The following is a 17,777-nucleotide window of genomic DNA, read 5'->3' on the forward strand; positions in this document are numbered from 1 at the left end:
ACCCGACAGCGAGTCCCGTAAGCCACTGTCGGTGCCCGAATGTCCTCCGGCGGCACCGGCCCGATAGGTTTTCGGTGAAGCCGCCTGTCATCCAGGGTGTTCGGGCGGGTGTGTCAGACCCCTATGGAAAGGGTGATCCGTTGAGCCGCTCGGTTCTCGTCACCGGAGGCAACCGGGGCATCGGCCTCGCCATCGCCCGCGCATTCGCCGATGCCGGCGACAAGGTCGCCATCACGTACCGCTCGGGTGAGCCGCCGGCCGGCTTCCTGGCAGTGAAGTGCGACATCACCGACACCGAGCAGGTGGAGCAGGCCTACAAGGAGATCGAGGCCGAGCACGGCCCGGTCGAGGTGCTGATCGCCAACGCCGGCATCACCAAGGACCAGCTCCTGATGCGGATGTCCGAGGAGGACTTCACCTCGGTCGTCGACACCAACCTCACCGGCACCTTCCGCGTGGTCAAGCGCGCCAACCGCGCCATGCTGCGCGCCAAGAAGGGCCGGGTCGTCCTGATCTCCTCGGTCGTCGGTCTCTACGGCGGCCCCGGCCAGGCCAACTACGCCGCCTCCAAGGCCGCCCTGGTCGGCTTCGCCCGCTCGCTCGCCCGTGAGCTGGGTTCGCGCAACATCACCTTCAACGTCGTCGCGCCCGGCTTCGTCGACACCGACATGACCAAGGCGCTCACCGACGAGCAGCGTGAGGTCATCGTGAAGCAGGTGCCGCTCGGTCGTTACGCGCAGCCCGAGGAGGTCGCCGCGACGGTGCGGTTCCTCGCCTCGGACGACGCCTCGTACATCACTGGAGCCGTCATCCCCGTTGACGGCGGACTGGGAATGGGTCACTGAACACCATGAGCGGAATTCTCGAGGGCAAGCGCGTCCTGATCACCGGTGTGCTGATGGAGTCCTCCATCGCCTTCCACGCCGCGAAGCTGGCCCAGGAGCAGGGCGCGGAGATCATCCTGACCGCGTTCCCGCGGCCCACGCTGACCGAGCGCATCGCCAAGAAGCTCCCCAAGCCCACCAAGGTCATCGAGCTCGACGTCACCAACGACGAGCACATGGGCCGCCTGGCCGACATCGTCGGCGAGGAGCTCGGCGGCCTCGACGGCGTCGTCCACTCCATCGGCTTCGCGCCGCAGGACGCCCTCGGCGGCAACTTCCTGAACACGCCGTTCGAGTCCGTGGCCACGGCCATGCACGTCTCGGCGTACTCCCTGAAGTCGCTCACCATGGCCTGCCTGCCGCTGATGCAGAACGGCGGCTCGGTCGTCGGCCTCACCTTCGACGCGCAGTACGCCTGGCCGCAGTACGACTGGATGGGCCCGGCCAAGGCCGCCCTGGAGGCCACCAGCCGCTACGTCGCCCGCGACCTGGGCAAGCAGAACATCCGCTGCAACCTCATCTCCGCGGGCCCGCTCGCCTCCATGGCCGCCAAGTCCATCCCGGGCTTCAGCGACCTGGCCGCCGTGTGGGACAACCGCTCCCCGCTGGAGTGGGACCTCAAGGACCCGGAGCCGGCCGGCAAGGGCATCGTCGCCCTGCTGAGCGACTGGTTCCCGAAGACCACGGGCGAGATCATCCACGTGGACGGCGGACTGCACGCCATCGGAGCCTGAGCTCCCGCACCTCGTCGACGCCCCGTTCCCCCAGGGAGCGGGGCGTCCCCCGTTCGGCCTACCAGGCCGGGCGCGCACGGCCGGCAACTGGGCACCCTGGATTACGCGTTCACCAGCGATTCCCTCCCCAGTACGGCCGAGGAGGTCCCCTTGTGCGCCTGTCCCGCAGTCTGGCCTCAGCGACCGCAGCCGTCTGTCTCGTGATGTCCCTGTCGTACGAAGCGATGTCTGACACCCGCGTGCAGGAGCCCGGAGCCGCCGCTTCGGAGCTGTTCGGTGCCTCCTGCCGCAGCAAGGTCACCGGTTCCCGGGTGACCACGTACTGCCACAACCCCTATCCCCGCACGGACGGCGTCCGACTGCACATCGAGTGCGACCGCTGGTGGGACCTCGACACCGACAGCGCCGAGGTCGAGGCCGGACCCGCGCAGACGGTACGGCTGACCGGCCGGTGCTGGAAAGAGGTCCGCTCGGTGTGGGTCAGCCACCGGAAGCTGGCGCGCTGAACCGTCCCGGACGGCACACGAAGGGGTAGCCGGCGGCCTCCTCGGCGGCCGCCGCCGCGTCGCCCGCGCGGATCGCGTCGACGAGCCGGGTGTGGTCCATGTACGTCTCCGGCGTCAGCTCCTCGCCGACGTCCTCGCGCAGCCAGTCCCGCAGCACCTCGCCGAGGTCCGCGTACATCTCGGTCATCACGTCGTTGTGCGAGGCGGCCACCACGGCCAGGTGGAAGGTGGCGTCCGCCGTCACGAAGGCCTCCGCGTCGCCCGACGCCCAGGCCTCCTCGCGGCGCACCAGGAGCACGTCGAGTTGCTTGAGGTCCTTCTCGGTGCGCCGCTCGGCGGCCAGCCGGGCCGCGGACGACTCCAGGGTGGAGCGCAGCTCGGCGACGTGCCGCGGGTCCGCGTCGGCGAACCTGCGGTGCATCACGCCCGCCAGCTCACTGGTCGCCGCGACGTACGTCCCCGAGCCCTGGCGGATGTCCAGCAGACCGTTGTGCGCGAGCGCGCGGACGGCCTCGCGGACGGTGTTGCGGGCGACCCCGAGCTGCTCGACCAGCTCGGGCTCCGTCGGGATCCGGGAGCCGACCGGCCACTCGCCCGAGGTGATCTGGTTGCGCAGCGCGGCGATGACCTGCTCGGACAGCGCCGAGCGGCGGGGATGGCTCAGGGGCATGGCACACCTTCGCACGAGCGGGACGGCAACGGGCGTCCCGGGGATGGACAACCAATCATCCTATGATTCTATGATGGACGTCATGGCGAGCGAGGAAACCCGGACAGTGAAGCCCGCGACCGCACGCGGTTCCGCGACCCCGACCGAAGAGGGAACCCCAGTGGCCGCCCCGCGCGCGTGGGCGGTGCGACTGGTCGTCGTCGGCATCGTGCTGTCCGCCCTCAACCTCCGCCCCGCCATCACCAGCCTCGGCGCCCTCCTCGAAGAGGTGCGCGACGGACTCGGCATGAGCGGCAGCATGGCCGGCCTGCTCACCTCGGTGCCCCCGCTGTGCTTCGCCGTCTTCGGCGTCATGGCCCCCCGTCTGGCCCGCCGCTTCGGCACGGGCGCGGTGGTGTGCGCCGGCATGGTCGCCATCACGACGGGCCTGCTCATACGGCCGTACACGGGCTCCACGGCGGGCTTCCTGGCCGCCAGCGCCCTCACCCTCATGGGCATCGCCGTCAGCAACGTCCTGATGCCGGTCATCGTCAAGCGCTGGTTCCCGGACCGGGTGGGCTCCATGACCGGCCTGTACTCGATGGCCCTGGCCCTCGGCACCTCGGCGGCGGCCGCCGTGACCGTACCGGTGACCGAGGCGCTGGGGGGCAGCTGGCAGTCCGGGCTCGCGGTGTGGGCGGGCCTGGCCGCGGCGGCCGTACTGCCGTGGATTCCGCTCGTACGGGACCGGGGGCCGGTGTCGTCGACGGAGCCCAAGGCGGTCCGGAGCGTGCACACGCGTGTGAAGGGCGCCGGGCCCGTCCGGCACGTGCACGCGCGCGTGGAGGCGCCCGTGCTGCGGATCACCCGGAGCCGGACCGCCTGGGCGCTCGCCGTCTTCTTCGGGCTCCAGGCCACCGCCGCCTACATCACCATGGGCTGGATGGCGCAGATCTTCCGGGACGCGGGTGTGCCCGCGGGCACCGCCGGGCTGCTGCTGGCCGTCACGATGGTGATGGGTGTCCCGCTGGCCTTCGTCATCCCGCGCGTGGCCACCCGGCTGCCGCACCAGGGCCCCATCGTGATCGCGCTCGGCGTCTGCGGTCTCGCCGGATACGCGGGCCTCTACCTCGCCCCCGCCGCCGGAGCCTGGGCCTGGGCCGTCCTGCTCGGTGTCTCCAACTGCGCCTTCCCGTTGGCCCTCACCATGGTCGGGATGCGTGCCAGGACAGGCGCGGGCGTCGCCCAGCTGTCCGCGTTCGCGCAGAGCACCGGCTATCTGATCTCCATCCCGGGACCGCTCCTGGTGGGCGTGCTCTACCAGCACAGCGGCGGCTGGGGCCTGCCGATCGCGCTCATGATCGGCCTGATGATCCCGCAGATGGCGGTCGGGGTCCTCGCGGGCCGGGACCGCACGGTGGAGGAGGAGGCGGCCCGCTGAGGCCACCCTGGCAACCTTGGTAAGAGACCGGGATGCGAGACTTGCCGTATGCCAGTGCTCGACCCGAATCCCCAGAACGGCCAGAAGAAGATGCTGCTGGTCTTCGGCTCGTTCTTCGCCATCTTCGTCATCATCGCGATCATCGCGACGATCGCCTCGCCCTGATCCCGCTCACCCGTTTCCCGAGCCGATGGTGGGGTTAGCCCCACGTCCCCTAGGGGGTGAGTGTCAGGGTCAACTGGGTGGATCACCGGATGGGTTGAGGGCCGCCGGTTCCGTAACTTCGAGGTGTGACCGCGAGAAGCGGATCACGGGACTCGAAGACCCGCGGAGGCACTCATGTCGGCCCCTACGCAGACCCCGCCCCACCCGGCGTCCCGGGGCGGCGTCGACATCCGGCTGCCCTGGTGGGCCCTCGCGCTGCCGACGCTCGCCTTCGTGGTGCTCCTGACCCTCATCCTGAATCCCGCCGACGCGCACGCGGCCTCCGGCGACCCCCTCGTCACCCAGTTCCTGGAGCGCGTGCAGCAGCTCATAGCCCGCTGAGCACCCGCAAAGCCGCCCGTCAACTCCCTGCGCCGCGTGGCCTGTTTCATGCGAAGCTGGATCCCATGAGCGTCGCAGATCCCCGCAGGATTGTCCTTTTCCGGCATGCGAAAGCCGACTGGCCGGAGGTGACCGACCACGAGCGGCCGCTCGCCGACCGGGGCCGAAAAGATGCAGCGGAAGCCGGGCTACGGCTGGTCGACTCCGGCATCCCCCTGGACCTGGCCCTCTGCTCCACCGCGACCCGGACCCGTGAGACCTGGAAACTCGCCGTGCAGGAGTTCCCGCACCGGCCGAAAACGGTCTACGAGGAGCGGATCTACGAGGCCTCTCCCGGTGAGCTGATCGCCGTGCTGAACGAGACCCCGGACGACGTGCGGAACGCCGTCCTGATCGGCCACAACCCGGGGGTGCAGGGCCTCGCCGACGTCCTCGCGGGCGCCGCCGAGGGGGACGCCCGCCAGCGGATGAGCGGCCGCGGCTTCCCGGCCGCCGCCTTCGCCGTCCTGTCGTTCAGCGGCCCCTGGAAGGCCCTGGAGCCCGGCACGGCCACCCTTGTCGACTACTGGGCGCCGTCCGACTGACGGCGGCGCCCCTCCCGCGCGCGAGACTCGGCAGGGGCCCGGCACCACCACGGTGCCGGGCCCCTGCCGATCTGTCGTCGGAGGTCAGTCCTCCTCGTGCGCGTCCGCCGCCTCGACCTCTTCGCGGGTGACGCCCAGCAGATACAGCACGGTGTCGAGGAAGGGCACGTTCACCGCGGTGTGCGCGGCCTCCCGCACCACCGGCTTGGCGTTGAAGGCGACCCCGAGCCCGGCCGCGTTGAGCATGTCCAGGTCATTTGCGCCGTCGCCGATCGCCACCGTCTGGGACAGCGGCACCCCGGCCTCGGCGGCGAACCGGCGCAGCAGTCGCGCCTTGCCCGCGCGGTCCACGATCTCCCCGGTGACCCGGCCCGTCAGCTTCCCGTCGACGATCTCCAGGGTGTTCGCCTGGGCGAAGTCCAGCCCCAGCCGGTCCTGGAGGTCGTCGGTGACCTGAGTGAAGCCGCCCGAGACGACACCCACTTGGAAGCCGAGCCGCTTCAGCGTACGGATCAGGGTCCGCGCGCCCGGCGTCAGCCGCACCTCGGAACGCACCTTGTCGACGACCGAGGCGTCCAGCCCCTCCAGCAGCGCCACGCGCGCGTGCAGCGACTGCTCGAAGTCCAGCTCGCCGCGCATCGCGGCCGCGGTCACCTCGGCGACCTCGTCCTCGCAGCCGGCGTGCGCGGCGAAGAGCTCGATCACCTCGTCCTGGATGAGCGTGGAGTCCACGTCCATGACGACGAGCCGCTGGGCCCTGCGGTGCAGACCGGCGGCCACGACGGCCACGTCCACGCCGAGCTTGCCGGCGTCCGTCACCAGGGCGGTGCGCAGCGGCTCGGTCTCCACGCCGGACACCGCGAACTCGACGGCGGTCACCGGGTACTTGGCCAGCCGGAAGATACGGTCGATGTTGCCGCCCGCCTTGGCGATCTTGGCGGCGATCGCGGCGGTGGCCTCCGCGGTGAGCGGGTGCCCGAGCACGGTGACCAGGGAACGTCCCAGCCCTCGCGGCCGGTTGTCGCCGAGACCGGAGATGATCTCCGCCTGCATCTTGATCGACTCGGCCCAGCTGTGGACGGTCGCCCGCAGATCGCCCTCGAGCGTGCGGGGCGGCGCGGTCACGAGCGCGCACAGCACCATTCGGCCACGCGTGACGACCTGCTCGATGTCGACCACGTCGACGGAGTAGGCGGCGAGGGTGTCGAAGAGGCCTGCCGTGATGCCCGGCCTGTCCTTCCCGAAGATCTTGACGAGAAGGGTGGGGACGTCGGAGAACGAGGTCTGCTCAGCGCTCATGGTGCCTCCACCGTATCCGGCACCCAGTGCCTTCCGCTCCCGCGGTCCGTCTGACGGACACCGAACACTCGGTGTCGAGCGGGTGGCGAGATCTTTACGGGCGGGACACGGGCGGGCTGCGGGACGGGGCTGGGCGCTGGGGGCGTCGGCGGGTCCCGCGTGCGCGGCGGCGCCGTACGGGTGTGCGTGCCGGTCAGCGCCGTCCCTTCGGCTTCCCGGGGGGCGGCGGGGGCGGGGGCGGGGGAGGCGGCGGCGGTGGCGACTGCGGGCCTTCGCCCCCAGCGCGTCGGCGCGGTGAACGAGGGGGCTGGTCGATCGGTCGGGCCATCGTGGGGGCGCCGTAGACGGTGCCGTCGTCGGGCGGCGGCGAACCGTCGGGCCGACGCGGCCCCGCCGTAGGCCGAGCGCTCTCCTCAGGAGGCTGCACCGCGTCTTGAGGCCGACCGCTGCCGTCTCCCGAACCCTCCGGTCCCTGCTCCCCCCGACGACGGCCCGGCCGATCGTCCTCAGCCCCCGGCGCCCGCCCACCGTGGCCGGCGGCCACTGCGTCCTCGGGCCCCCGCAACTCGTCCGGGACCCGCAGGTACGGGTTGGTAGCCGCATTGGGCGGCCGATAAGGCGTACCGGGCACGTACGGCCCGGTCCCACCTTGAGAGGTTCCGGCCTCGGCGCCCGGCGACTCCGCCTCACCACCACGCGGCGCGGCCCCACGGCCTTGCGCCCCGGCCTCGCCGCTTCGTGACTGCGCCTCCCCGCCGGGCCCCCTCGCCTGACCGGGGCGGGCTGGGCCCGGACCGCCCTGCGCGCCCGCTTCACCTCGATAGGCGTCCTCCCCGCCGCCATCGGGCCTCGCCTCACCGCGGAACGCCCCGGCCGCACCTTCGTCGTAGGGGCGTGCCTTGCCGCGATCGGCCCTTGGCCCGCCGCGGTATGGCGCGGCCTCGCCGTCGTACGGTCCGGCCGCACCTTCGTCGTAGGGGCGTGCCTTGCCGCGATCGGCCCTTGGCCCGCCGCGGTACGGCCCTGTCTCACCGCTGTACTGCCTGGAGGCGCCCTCGTCGTAGGGGCGTGCCTCGCCGCGATCGGTTCCTGGGCCGCCGCGGTATGGCGCGGCCTCGCCGCCGTACGGTCCGGCCGTACCTTCGTCGTAGGGGCGTGCCCCGCTGCGATCGCCCCCCGGTCCACCGCGGTGTGGCCCCACCTCACCGCCGTAGGGTCCGGCCTCTCCCCCCTCATAGGACCGCGCCCCGCCTTCATAGGACCTCGACACGTCGTCGTACGAGCCGCCCGTCCCCTCGTGCCTCCCTGGCCCGCCTCCAGAAGTCCCCGCCCCACCCCCGTAGACCCCGGCGGCCTCCCCCCAAGGCGTCCCGGCCCCACCGGCGTCCGCACCAGCCCCGCCCCCATAAGGAGCACCCGCCCCAGCCCCCCACGCCCCCACAGCAACCGCCCCGACACCAGAACCCGCACCGACCCCCGCCCCGGCACGAAGACCCCCCGCCGAGTCACCCAGTGCCAACCCCGCCGCCCGAGACCCCGCCGCCCCCGTCACCCGCGCCAGCAGCGCCCCCGCAGCGCCCGCCCCCGCTCCCCACAGCGCTCCGAGCAGCACCGCCATGCCGAGCTGACCCCGAAGCCGGACACCCGCGCCGAACGCGTCGAACCCCAGCACCGACAGCGAGGCGTCCACCGACACCTCCGTCAGCCAGGCGAGCAGCGGCAACGCCAACGCGGTCGCGACACCCAGCCGCACCGCACACCGGCCCGCGAAACCAAGCGCTCCCGGATCCCGTGCGGTCTCGTGACTCACCCCCACCGGCGTCCGCACAGCGGTGAGCACCCCCGCCAGCAGCATCATCAGCGCCGCCCCCACCCCCAGCAGCCACACCCGCCCGTCCACCTCCGCCAGGCGCCCCAGTGTCATCGACTGGTCGGAGTCCGAGTCGAGGAGTCGGTCCAGGGGGGCGGGAAGGAAGTTCGTCAGGACGCCCGTCGCCCGGCCGTCGAACGGGACGAACAGGCCGACGGGGATGCCCAGCCACACCCCGTTCGGCGCCCCGAGCAGCGCCGCGCCCGCGATCCGCTTGGGGTGGTCGTCGCCGATCGCCGCGTACGCCGCCGCCGAGAGCCCCGCGGCCACCGCGACCAGCAGCACCGTCACGAGGGCGGAGACGGCCGGCCGTACGACGCGGTGCACGGCCTCCCAGCCGGGCGGCAGCGGCGTACGACGGGACGCCAGCAGCGCGATCAGCAGGATCCCGGCCGACCAGCCGAGCCCGCCGAGCAGCGTCGGTGCGGTGTCCACCGTGAAGCCGACCGCGGCCTTAGCGTCGATGAGATTGCCGATCCGGTCCGGCAGCAGGCCACCGATGTCCCCGACGTCCCCCAGCCCGGGGATGTCGAGACCGCCGCCCCCGCCACCACCCGCGCCGGGCAGCTTGTCGAGCCCCAGCGCACCCCCGTCGATCGTGATGACGTCGTGCCCCGCCCAGGCCAGCCCGCCCATCATCACCGTGAACAGGACGACCACCGAGCCCGCCCGCGCGAGGAGTTCGGACGGCGCGATCACCACCCCGGCCCCTCGCAGGGACCGCAGGAAGAACCAGGACATAAGCACCGCACCGACCAGGCCGACGCCCAGTGGCGTGATCTCGATGGCGGTCGCCGCCTGCGCCCCCGTCAGCCCGAACGCGGACACATCGCCGGAGGGCGTCACCGAACCACCCGCCGCAAGGGCCACGACAGCCGCGGTCATCGGGCCCAGCGAGGCCGCGGAATCGGCCTCCAGCAGATGCAGTCCGAGCGCGGCCGCACCCGCCATCCCGATCAACGCCCAGCTCACGGCGGCTATGGCGGACAGCAGGATGTCTCCCCACGGCAGCCGCACGCCGTGCTTCGTGGTCTCGACGCCCCTGGACGCACTCATGGCAGGCCCCCCGATGCGCGGCGCGGCCGAGACCGCGCTAGTCCCCCTCGCGTGGATTACCCACTCTCCGGGTCCCTTTCAACCCCGTCAACGGAACCGGCCGAAGCGCGCGAACGTGGTGTTCTCGGGGCTCGGCTTTCGGTCAGGAGGGGATCCTGAAATAGTTCCCGACGATGTTCGACATCCCTACACTCCCTGTGACGGGGGCAATGCGGGGGACTACTCAGTGGGGCTTGGGGTGCCGGAACTCGTACTGGAAGCGAACGGACGTACCTGGACGCTCGATCCGTCCAGGCCGTACAGCCTTGGACGCGATCCGCAGGGGGACATCGTGTTCGACGACGCCAGGGTGTCCTGGCGTCATGCCACGATCAGCTGGAGCGGGCGCAGTTGGGTCATCGAGGACCACGGCAGCACCAACGGCACGTTCGTGCGCGGCCAGCGGATCCACGAGACGGAGATCGGCCCCGGCGCGGCCGTCCACCTGGGCAACGCGAGCGACGGCCCGCTGCTGAGCCTCTCCGGCGCCGCGGCCTCGGACGTACAGCCGCAGCCCGGGCAGCAGCCGTACGCCGCGCAGAGCGCGAACCCGGGCTGGGCCCAGCAGACCCCGCAGCAGGCCCCGCAACAGGCTCCGCACCAGACACCACACCAGGCTCCGCACCAGACACCCCATCAGGCCCCGTACCAGGCATCACCACAGGCCGCGCCATCCGGCTGGCCGCAACCGCAGCCCCGGCAGCAGTCGAAGCCGCAGCCGCAGTCGTACGCGCACCAGCCGCCGCAGAAGATTCCGCAGCAGCAGGGCCCCGGCGCCGACGGCGTTGTCGGCGCGGGCGCGCCGCCGGTCTACGGCGACCGCAGTCCGACCACGTTCCACCAGTTCACCATCGGCCGCATCATGCGCATCGGCCGTGCCCTGGAGAACGACCTGGTCGTCTCCGACCTGCAGGTCTCCCGCAACCACGCCGAGTTCCACTCGATGCCCGACGGCCGCATGATGATCCGCGACCTGGGCTCCCACAACGGCACGTACGTCAACGGCCAGCCGATCCCCAAGGGCGGCTCGACGATGCTCGGCGCGAGCGACATCGTCGGCGTCGGCCACTCCACGTTCCGGATCGTCGGCGACAGTCTGGAGGAGTTCGTCGACACGGGCGAGGTCTCCTTCTCCGCCCGCCACCTCACCGTCACGGTCGACGGCGGCAAGCAGATCCTCAAGGACGTCTCCTTCGGCGTCCCGGAGAAGTCCCTGATCGCGGTCATCGGACCGTCCGGTTCCGGCAAGTCGACGCTGCTCAAGGCGCTCACCGGCTACCGGCCGGCCAACCAGGGCGACGTCCTCTACGACAACCGCAACCTCTACAAGCAGTTCGCCGAGCTGCGCCAGCGCATCGGTCTGGTCCCGCAGGACGACATCCTGCACAAGGAGCTGACCGTCAAGAAGGCCCTCAAGTACGCGGCCAAACTCCGCTTCCCCGCCGACACCACGAGCGAGGAGCGCGAACACCGCATAAACGAGGTGCTGCGCGAGCTGAAGCTCGACATCCACCGGGAGAAGAAGGTCACCGCCCTCTCCGGCGGCCAGCGCAAGCGCGTCTCCGTGGCCCTGGAGCTGCTCACCAAGCCGTCCCTGATCTTCCTCGACGAGCCGACCTCCGGCCTCGACCCGGGCATGGACCGCGATGTCATGCAACTGCTGCGCGGCCTCGCCGACGACGGCCGTACGGTCCTCGTCGTCACCCATTCCGTGGCCGAGCTGGCCCTGTGCGACAAGCTGCTCGTGATGGCCCCCGGCGGCGCGGTCGCCTACTTCGGGCCGCCCGAGGAGGCGCTGAACTTCTTCGGCTACGACACCTGGGCCGACGTCTTCTCCGCCTTCGAGAACTACCGCGACTACGACTGGGCCGGACGCTGGAAGGGCTCGCAGCACTACCAGATGTACGCCGCGGACATAGACGCCGTTGCCCCGCAGTCCGTACAGATGCCTCCGATGCAGGGCATGAAGCCGCCGAAGCCGCAGCGCTGGACGGGCCAGTTCGGCACACTCGTGCGCCGCTATGTCTCGGTCATCGCGTCCGACAAGGGCTTTCTGGCCCTGACGGTGATCCTGCCGCTCGTCCTCGGCTCGGTGAGCCTGCTCATCGACTTCGGCGACAACCTGCTGCCCAAGCCGATCGACCCCAGGACCAAGCTTCCCGAGCCGAACAGCACGGCCACCACCGTCCTGCTCATCCTCGCGGTCGGCGCCTGCTTCGCCGGCGCGGCCAACTCCGTCCGCGAGCTGATCAAGGAACGGGTGATCTACGAGCGGGAGCGCGCCACCGGCCTGTCCCGCTCGGCGTACCTGATGTCCAAGGTGGTCGTACTGGGCGTGATCACCATCCTGCAAGGGCTGATGGTGGGCGTCATCGGCTTCGCCAGCCGCGGACTGCCGAAGGAAGGGCTGGTCCTCGGCAGCGCCACCCTCGCGGAACTGTGCCTGCCGATCATGGGGCTCGGGTTCACCTCGATGATGTTCGGGCTGATCATCTCCGCGCTCGTGAAGACGTCCGAGAAGACCATGCCGCTGCTGGTCATGTTCGCGATCGTCCAGGTCGTCTTCACCGGGTGTCTGTTCACCCTGCACGGCACCCTCGGCGTCAACGAACTCTCGTATCTGATGCCGTCACGCTGGGCGGTCGCCGCCGCGGGCGCCACGCTGGACTTCAACAAGGTCAACCCGCCGGTCAAACCGGGCGACACGACCGACCCGCTGTGGAACCACGCGGTCAGCACCTGGGGCCTCAACATGATCGCCCTCATCGCCATCGGCGTCGTCTGCGGGTTCCTCGTCTCCCGCTTCCTGCGCCGCCACGAGCCCGAGGTCATGCGCAAGTGATCCCTGCCGTACGACGCCGAAGGGCGGCACCCCCACCGGGTGCCGCCCTTGTGCGTACGAGAGGTCCGCGCGACCTCAGTACGCGCTGTTCACGTTGTCCATCGAGCCGTACTTGTCGGCCGCGTAGTTCGCGGCGGCGGTGATGTTGGCGACCGGGTCGTAGATGTTCCAGGACGTGCCCGCGACGTGGTACGCCTGGAACGTCGGCGGGATGACCTGGAGCAGGCCCTTCGACGGGATGCCGTTGATGGCGTTGATGTCCCAGTTGTTGATCGCGTTCGGGTTGCCCGAGGACTCCCGCATGATGTTGCGGTACAGACCGTTGTAGCTGCCCGGGATGCCCTTGGACTTCATGATGTCCAGGGACTGCTTGATCCAGCCGTCCAGGTTGTTGCCGTAGCTCCGGTGCACCGCGGCCTTGAGCTTGGCGCGGTGCGCGGCCCGGCTCGCGGCCTCCTTGGCCTTGCGGGCGTGCGCGGCCTTCTTGGCGGCGGCCGCGGCGGCCTTCTTCTTCGCGGCGTGCGCGGCCTTCGCCTTGGCCTTGGCCTTGGCCTTCGCCTTCGCAGCGGCCTCTGCCTTCGCCTTCGCCTCGGCGGCCTTGCCCTGCAGGGCCTTGGCGGCGAGCTGCTCGCTGACGTCCGACTGGAGGCCCTTGAGCTGCTCGGAGGAGTACTTCACGGGGGCCGAGTAGGAGGCCGCCTCGGACGTCGTGGTCTCCGCGTTGCCAGGAACCGCGCTGAAGGCGATGGCGGCGGCACCGAGCGTGGCGACTCCGGCGACGGCGATCTTGTGACGCTTCGTCAGCGCACGACTATGACCACGGGTGAAAGGAATCTTGGGCATGCGGGATGGACCTCTTCGAATAGCGCGGAGGTCGCTCGCTGTCCGGTGTCGGACACGGGTGCTTCCGGCACAAACGCCGCGGGGGGAACCCGCGGCGCTGAGCGACGTTGGCCATTCTTAGCTGGCGCAAAACCACCCGGCAAAGGTGTGACGTACGACCCCGGGTAGTGGACCGGGGGAGGGCAAATCAGGACAGACCGGAACGTCTGCCCCGCTCATGCAGGAGGGGCTTGTCTCCTATTTCGCTTAGTACGTGATCTGCGCCCTATGTGCGGCCTCACATCCGGTGCACAGCAGCCTCACCAGCAGTTGCGGCCGCAATGCTCTGTGTGAGGACCCTCCTGCGGCAGGAGGAGATGCACGTCGCCGAACTCGTGCCACAGGTAGGTCCGGCGCAGCGCCTCCTCGTACCCGCGGTCGATCGCCGCCCGCCCCGCGACCGCCTCCAGCATCAGCAGATGCGAGGCCTCCGGCTCGTGCAGCCCGGTCAGCAGCCCGTCCACCACCCGCACCCCGCGCTCCGGGGTCACGACGAGATCCGTCCATCCCGCACGCGCGCGTACGACTCCGTCGGCCCCGACCGCCGACTCCACGGCCCGCACGGCCGTCGTCCCGACGGCGACGACCCGGCCGTCCCCGGCCCTCGCCGCGTTGATCAGCCGCGCGGAGGCCTCCGGCACCGAGAACCGCTCGGGATACGGCGGCTCGTGCGCCTCCGCCGAGGCCACCCCCGTGTGCAGCGTGACCGGCGCGAACTGCACGCCCCGGCTCACCAGCTCCGCCACCAGCCGCGCGGTGAAAGGCCGCGCCGCACTGGGCATCTCCGCGCTGCCCGCCCCGTCGGGCGACGGCAGCGCGAACACCGTCTGGTAGACGGACAACGGCTGGTCCCGCTCCGTGTAGGAGTACCGAATGGGCCGCCCGTGCTCCCGCAGCAGCCCCAGGACGTCCCCACCGTCCACCCGGGCCCACCACAGCCGCCCGCTCACCGCCTCCTCCAGGACCAGCCGCCCGCCCCCGGGCAGCCGCACCTCCGTCCCCGCGGGCCCGCCCGCACGCGCACGCGTGGTGCCCCTCCCGTCGGGATCCCGCAGCTCCACCGCCCACCGACCGTCGTCCCCGCGCGTGGAGAAGTGCACCACCACACGGGCGTGCCCGATCCGACCGTCGACGGCCGCGGCCAGCGTGGGGGAGGTGTTCACGACGAGCAGGTCCCCGGCCCGCAGCAGCAGAGGAAGCTCCCCGAAGGAGTGGTGCGACACCTCGGTGCCCCGCGACACCAGCAGCCGTACGGCGTCGCGGTCGAGCCCGGGCCCACGCTGCTCGGCCGGCACCCGCGCCGACAGCTCTTCCGGTACGCGCACGGCGAGTGTCATCGCCCCTCCAGCAGCGACGGGGCCCCGTACCGCCCGCTCACCGGCCGCTCGTCCAGCAACCGCAGGAACGCCGGCACCACACCCGCCGGCTCCGGCCGCGGATCCTGGTCGTCCGGCACGGCCGCCGCGTACAGGTCCGTCGCCATGTCCCCGGGATCGACGGCCCACACCCGCAGCCCCGGCTCCTCCACGCCCAGCACCGCCGCGAGGTGGTCCAGGGCCGCCTTCGACGCCCCGTAGCCGCCCCACGTCTCATAGGCCTCGGCGGCGGCGTCCGAACTGACCGCGATCACCGTGCCGGCCTCCGAGGCCCGCAACAGCGGCAGCGCCTCCTGCACCAGACCCAGGGCGGCCATGACGTTCACCTCCAGCGCCCGGCGCAGCCCGTCCAGGGGCAGCCCCTCAAGGCGGGCCAGCGGCTCGGCGCCCAGCGCGCTCGCGTTGTTCACCAGCAGATCGACGCCACCGAGCCTCAAGGCCGCCGCCACCAGCTCGGAGCGGTGCGCCGGATCCGTGACGTCCCCGGGCAGCGCCGTCACCCGGGTCCCGTGCCCGGCGAGCGCGGCCGCCGTCTCCTTCAGGACCTCCGCCGTCCTGGCGTCGAGCACCAGGTCCCAGCCCCGCGCGGCCAGCGCCTCGGCGAGCGCCCGTCCCAGCCCCTTCGAGGCCCCCGTGATGATCGCTACCGGCATGACACACGCCCCCTCGTCCTCCACGCCTCCTGATCGGCGTGCCCCCAACCTAGGAACGCGGTCGTCCCGGCCGCCTCGGACGCGGGCCGCAAAGCGACGAGGACCTTCGCCCTAGGTCGTCCGCCCTAGCCAGGAGCGGTCACAGGTCCGATCCGCGCTGTCACACCCCGCCCGTACTCTGAGGGCATGAGTCAAGGCCCCCGGTCCGGCCTCGCCGCGGTGAGCTCCGCGCTGCTGGCCATGAGCAGGCACCTGGAGGTGCGTGACGTCCTCAAGACGATCGTCGCCTCGGCCCGCGAACTGCTCGACGCGCAGTACGCCGCCCTCGGCGTCCCGGACGACCACGGCGGCTTCGCCCAGTTCGTGGTCGACGGTGTCAGCGACGCGCAGTGGAAGGCCATCGGCCCCCTCCCGCGCCAGCACGGCATCCTCGCCGCGATGCTCCACGAGGCCACACCCGAGCGCCTGGCCGACGTCCGCAAGGACCCCCGCTTCGAGGGCTGGCCGTCCGCCCACCCCGACCTGGTCGACTTCCTGGGCCTGCCGATCCGCGACGGCGACGAGGTCATCGGCGCCCTCTTCCTCGCAAACAAGAACTGCCCGAAGCCGGAAGGCAGTTGCGGCTTCACCGAGGAGGACGAGGAACTCCTCGCCATCCTCGCCCAGCACGCCGCGATCGCCCTCACCAACGCCCGCCTCTACGAACGCAGCCGCGAGCTCACAATCGCCGAGGAGCGCTCCCGCCTCGCCCATGAACTGCACGACGCGGTCAGCCAGAAGCTCTTCTCGCTGCGCCTGACCGCCCAGGCCGCCGCCGCCCTCGTCGACCGCGACCCCTCCCGCGCCAAGGGCGAACTGCGCCAGGTGGCCGTGCTCGCCGCCGAAGCCGCCGACGAACTGCGCGCCGCCGTCGTCGAGTTGCGCCCCGCCGCCCTGGACGAGGACGGCCTCACCGCCACCCTGCGCACCCAGATCCAGGTCCTGGACCGCGCCCACAGCGCGCGCGTGACCTTCGCCGCCCACAACTTCCGCGCACTGCCGGCCTCCCAGGAGGAGGCCATGCTCCGCGTCGCCCAGGAGGCCCTGCACAACGCGCTGCGGCACTCGGGGGCCGAGCATGTCGACGTGACCTTGGACCGGCGCGGCAGCGGAGCCGTCCTGCGCGTCACGGACGACGGCAGCGGCTTCGAACCGAAGGCGATCCGCCGCGCGGGACGTCACCTCGGCCTGGTCTCCATGCGGGACCGCACCAGCGGGGTCGGCGGCACGCTGACCGTGGAATCGGCGCCCGGCAAGGGCACCACGATCGAGATGGAGGTCCCCGGTGGCTGACGCGATCAGGGTCCTGCTCGTCGACGACCACCAGGTCGTCCGCCGGGGACTGCGCACCTTCCTCGAAGTGCAGGACGACATAGAGGTCGTGGGCGAGGCCGCCGACGGCGCCGAGGGCGTCGCGCGCGCCGAGGAACTGAAGCCCGACATCGTCCTCATGGACGTCAAGATGCCGGGCATGGACGGCATCGAAGCCCTGCGCAAACTGCGCGAACTGAACAACCCCGCGCGCGTGCTGATCGTCACCAGCTTCACCGAACAGCGCACGGTGGTCCCGGCCCTGCGCGCGGGCGCCGCCGGATACGTCTACAAGGACGTCGACCCCGACGCCCTCGCCGGCGCCATCCGCTCCGTGCACGCCGGGCACATCCTGCTCCAACCCGAGGTCGCGGGCGCCCTGTTGTCCCAGGAGGAGACAAACTCCGGCCAGGGCAGAGGCGGTTCGCTCACCGAGCGGGAGCGCGAGGTGCTCGGACTGATCGCGGACGGCCGCTCCAACCGGGAGATCGCCCGTGCGCTGGTCCTCTCCGAGAAGACCGTCAAGACGCACGTCTCGAACATCCTGATGAAACTCGACCTGGCAGACCGGACTCAGGCAGCACTGTGGGCGGTTCGTCACGGAGTGGCCGGTTGATCCCTCGGACGCACGGCAATACGGAGGGTTCCGCTCCGGAGTGAGATTCATACCGTCGTGGGAATGTCCCCCGAATGGCGCATCCTTCGTGGAGGTCCGCCGTTCTCCAGTGCGTGCTGCGGCGACTGCCGCGGCAATCGCTAGGAGGGCTTAGAAGTGAAGAACCTGAAGAAGGCAGCGGCCGTGACGATGGTGGCCGGCGGGCTGATCGCCGCCGGTGCCGGTATGGCCTCCGCCACCGACGGGTCGCACGCCGACGGCAAGGCCGTGGGCTCGCCCGGCGTCGTCTCGGGCAACCTCGTCCAGGCCCCGGTGCACGTCCCGGTGAACGCGGTCGGCAACAGCGTGAACGTCATCGGCGTGCTGAACCCCGCCTTCGGCAACCTCGGTCTCAACCACTGACGTCCCCCGCCGAGCGGGCAGTGACTTCGGCCTCCCGGGTGCCTCGCG

General features: G+C 71.3%; 16 protein-coding genes and 1 pseudogene. 11 read left to right on the forward strand and 6 right to left on the reverse strand.

What is annotated here, in order from left to right; all coding sequences use genetic code 11:
- The first annotated feature begins 140 nt into the window (after positions 1 to 140).
- The 3 genes from fabG to RKD20_RS34360 all read left to right on the forward strand — a co-directional run bounded on the left by fabG (position 141) and on the right by RKD20_RS34360 (position 2,124).
- Positions 141 to 845, forward strand: a complete 705-nt coding sequence (gene fabG / locus RKD20_RS34350; protein ID WP_424881109.1) for a 3-oxoacyl-[acyl-carrier-protein] reductase — start codon at positions 141 to 143, stop codon at positions 843 to 845.
- Positions 846 to 850: 5 nt separating this feature from the next.
- On the forward strand, positions 851 to 1,618 hold the full coding sequence (gene fabI / locus RKD20_RS34355; RefSeq protein ID WP_020121331.1) for an enoyl-ACP reductase FabI: 768 nt from the start codon (positions 851 to 853) through the stop codon (positions 1,616 to 1,618).
- Between the two features lie 152 nt (positions 1,619 to 1,770).
- The gene (locus RKD20_RS34360) at positions 1,771 to 2,124 is read left to right on the forward strand and encodes a hypothetical protein (RefSeq protein ID WP_424881110.1); all 354 of its coding nucleotides are present in this window, start codon (positions 1,771 to 1,773) and stop codon (positions 2,122 to 2,124) included.
- Here the strand turns inward: RKD20_RS34360 and RKD20_RS34365 are convergent.
- On the reverse strand, positions 2,099 to 2,794 hold the full coding sequence (locus RKD20_RS34365; protein ID WP_424881111.1) for a FadR/GntR family transcriptional regulator: 696 nt from the start codon (positions 2,792 to 2,794) through the stop codon (positions 2,099 to 2,101). The two genes, RKD20_RS34360 and RKD20_RS34365, sit on opposite strands and share 26 nt — an antisense overlap.
- Positions 2,795 to 2,864: 70 nt before the next feature.
- Between RKD20_RS34365 and RKD20_RS34370 the strand changes: the two genes are divergently transcribed.
- The 4 genes from RKD20_RS34370 to RKD20_RS34385 all read left to right on the forward strand — a co-directional run bounded on the left by RKD20_RS34370 (position 2,865) and on the right by RKD20_RS34385 (position 5,344).
- Entirely contained in the window at positions 2,865 to 4,214 is a 1,350-nt protein-coding gene (locus RKD20_RS34370) for a CynX/NimT family MFS transporter (protein ID WP_424881112.1), read from the forward strand.
- A gap of 48 nt (positions 4,215 to 4,262) precedes the next feature.
- Complete coding sequence (locus RKD20_RS34375; RefSeq protein ID WP_086023195.1) at positions 4,263 to 4,379, forward strand: SGM_5486 family transporter-associated protein; 117 nt, start codon at positions 4,263 to 4,265, stop codon at positions 4,377 to 4,379.
- 174 nt (positions 4,380 to 4,553) lie between these two features.
- Positions 4,554 to 4,760: a hypothetical protein gene (locus RKD20_RS34380; protein ID WP_424881113.1), complete on the forward strand. Its 207-nt coding sequence runs from the start codon at positions 4,554 to 4,556 to the stop codon at positions 4,758 to 4,760.
- A 65-nt stretch (positions 4,761 to 4,825) separates the two neighbouring features.
- Positions 4,826 to 5,344: a SixA phosphatase family protein gene (locus RKD20_RS34385; RefSeq protein WP_424881114.1), complete on the forward strand. Its 519-nt coding sequence runs from the start codon at positions 4,826 to 4,828 to the stop codon at positions 5,342 to 5,344.
- Between the two features lie 84 nt (positions 5,345 to 5,428).
- Here RKD20_RS34385 and serB read toward each other — a convergent pair whose 3' ends face one another.
- Positions 5,429 to 6,643, reverse strand: a complete 1,215-nt coding sequence (gene serB / locus RKD20_RS34390) for a phosphoserine phosphatase SerB (RefSeq protein ID WP_020121324.1) — start codon at positions 6,641 to 6,643, stop codon at positions 5,429 to 5,431.
- A gap of 1,051 nt (positions 6,644 to 7,694) precedes the next feature.
- Positions 7,695 to 9,569, reverse strand: a pseudogene (locus RKD20_RS34395) (streptophobe family protein); the annotation flags it as partial.
- 238 nt (positions 9,570 to 9,807) lie between these two features.
- On the opposite strand from RKD20_RS34395, the gene RKD20_RS34400 reads away from it, so the two are divergent.
- Positions 9,808 to 12,450, forward strand: coding sequence for an FHA domain-containing protein (locus tag RKD20_RS34400; protein WP_424881115.1), 2,643 nt, complete (start codon positions 9,808 to 9,810; stop codon positions 12,448 to 12,450).
- A 75-nt stretch (positions 12,451 to 12,525) separates the two neighbouring features.
- On the opposite strand, the gene RKD20_RS34405 is transcribed toward RKD20_RS34400, so the two are convergent.
- From RKD20_RS34405 to RKD20_RS34415, 3 genes are all read right to left on the reverse strand, one after another.
- Positions 12,526 to 13,293 (reverse strand): transglycosylase SLT domain-containing protein, encoded by a 768-nt coding sequence (locus RKD20_RS34405; RefSeq protein WP_424881116.1) that lies wholly within the window; start codon positions 13,291 to 13,293, stop codon positions 12,526 to 12,528.
- Positions 13,294 to 13,592: 299 nt separating this feature from the next.
- Positions 13,593 to 14,669, reverse strand: coding sequence for an S-adenosylmethionine:tRNA ribosyltransferase-isomerase (locus RKD20_RS34410; RefSeq protein ID WP_424881117.1), 1,077 nt, complete (start codon positions 14,667 to 14,669; stop codon positions 13,593 to 13,595).
- Positions 14,666 to 15,361, reverse strand: coding sequence for an SDR family NAD(P)-dependent oxidoreductase (locus RKD20_RS34415; protein ID WP_424881118.1), 696 nt, complete (start codon positions 15,359 to 15,361; stop codon positions 14,666 to 14,668). The genes RKD20_RS34410 and RKD20_RS34415 overlap by 4 nt, the downstream gene beginning before the upstream one ends.
- Positions 15,362 to 15,547: 186 nt before the next feature.
- Here RKD20_RS34415 and RKD20_RS34420 point away from each other — a divergent pair, with 186 nt between their 5' ends.
- From RKD20_RS34420 to chpE, 3 genes are all read left to right on the forward strand, one after another.
- On the forward strand, positions 15,548 to 16,693 hold the full coding sequence (locus RKD20_RS34420) for a GAF domain-containing sensor histidine kinase (protein WP_424881119.1): 1,146 nt from the start codon (positions 15,548 to 15,550) through the stop codon (positions 16,691 to 16,693).
- Complete coding sequence (locus RKD20_RS34425) at positions 16,686 to 17,327, forward strand: response regulator (protein WP_424881120.1); 642 nt, start codon at positions 16,686 to 16,688, stop codon at positions 17,325 to 17,327. The genes RKD20_RS34420 and RKD20_RS34425 overlap by 8 nt, the downstream gene beginning before the upstream one ends.
- A 156-nt stretch (positions 17,328 to 17,483) precedes the next feature.
- The gene (chpE, locus tag RKD20_RS34430; RefSeq protein ID WP_020121316.1) at positions 17,484 to 17,729 is read left to right on the forward strand and encodes a chaplin ChpE; all 246 of its coding nucleotides are present in this window, start codon (positions 17,484 to 17,486) and stop codon (positions 17,727 to 17,729) included.
- The last annotated feature ends 48 nt before the right edge of the window (positions 17,730 to 17,777 follow it).

It is taken from the genome of Streptomyces sp. SLBN-8D4 (assembly GCF_049739545.1).
Lineage (GTDB): Bacteria > Actinomycetota > Actinomycetes > Streptomycetales > Streptomycetaceae > Streptomyces > Streptomyces canus_C.

Excerpts from the sequence above, each read along its gene's own strand:
- fabI (WP_020121331.1), top strand. The coding sequence starts at position 851 with ATGAGCGGAATTCTCGAGGGCAAGCGCGTCCTGATCACCGGTGTGCTG.
- RKD20_RS34365 (WP_424881111.1), bottom strand. The coding sequence starts at position 2,794 with ATGCCCCTGAGCCATCCCCGCCGCTCGGCGCTGTCCGAGCAGGTCATC.
- RKD20_RS34370 (WP_424881112.1), top strand. The coding sequence starts at position 2,865 with ATGATGGACGTCATGGCGAGCGAGGAAACCCGGACAGTGAAGCCCGCG.
- RKD20_RS34375 (WP_086023195.1), top strand. The coding sequence starts at position 4,263 with ATGCCAGTGCTCGACCCGAATCCCCAGAACGGCCAGAAGAAGATGCTG.
- RKD20_RS34380 (WP_424881113.1), top strand. The coding sequence starts at position 4,554 with ATGTCGGCCCCTACGCAGACCCCGCCCCACCCGGCGTCCCGGGGCGGC.
- RKD20_RS34385 (WP_424881114.1), top strand. The coding sequence starts at position 4,826 with ATGAGCGTCGCAGATCCCCGCAGGATTGTCCTTTTCCGGCATGCGAAA.
- serB (WP_020121324.1), bottom strand. The coding sequence starts at position 6,643 with ATGAGCGCTGAGCAGACCTCGTTCTCCGACGTCCCCACCCTTCTCGTC.
- RKD20_RS34405 (WP_424881116.1), bottom strand. The coding sequence starts at position 13,293 with ATGCCCAAGATTCCTTTCACCCGTGGTCATAGTCGTGCGCTGACGAAG.
- RKD20_RS34410 (WP_424881117.1), bottom strand. The coding sequence starts at position 14,669 with ATGACACTCGCCGTGCGCGTACCGGAAGAGCTGTCGGCGCGGGTGCCG.
- RKD20_RS34415 (WP_424881118.1), bottom strand. The coding sequence starts at position 15,361 with ATGCCGGTAGCGATCATCACGGGGGCCTCGAAGGGGCTGGGACGGGCG.
- RKD20_RS34420 (WP_424881119.1), top strand. The coding sequence starts at position 15,548 with ATGAGTCAAGGCCCCCGGTCCGGCCTCGCCGCGGTGAGCTCCGCGCTG.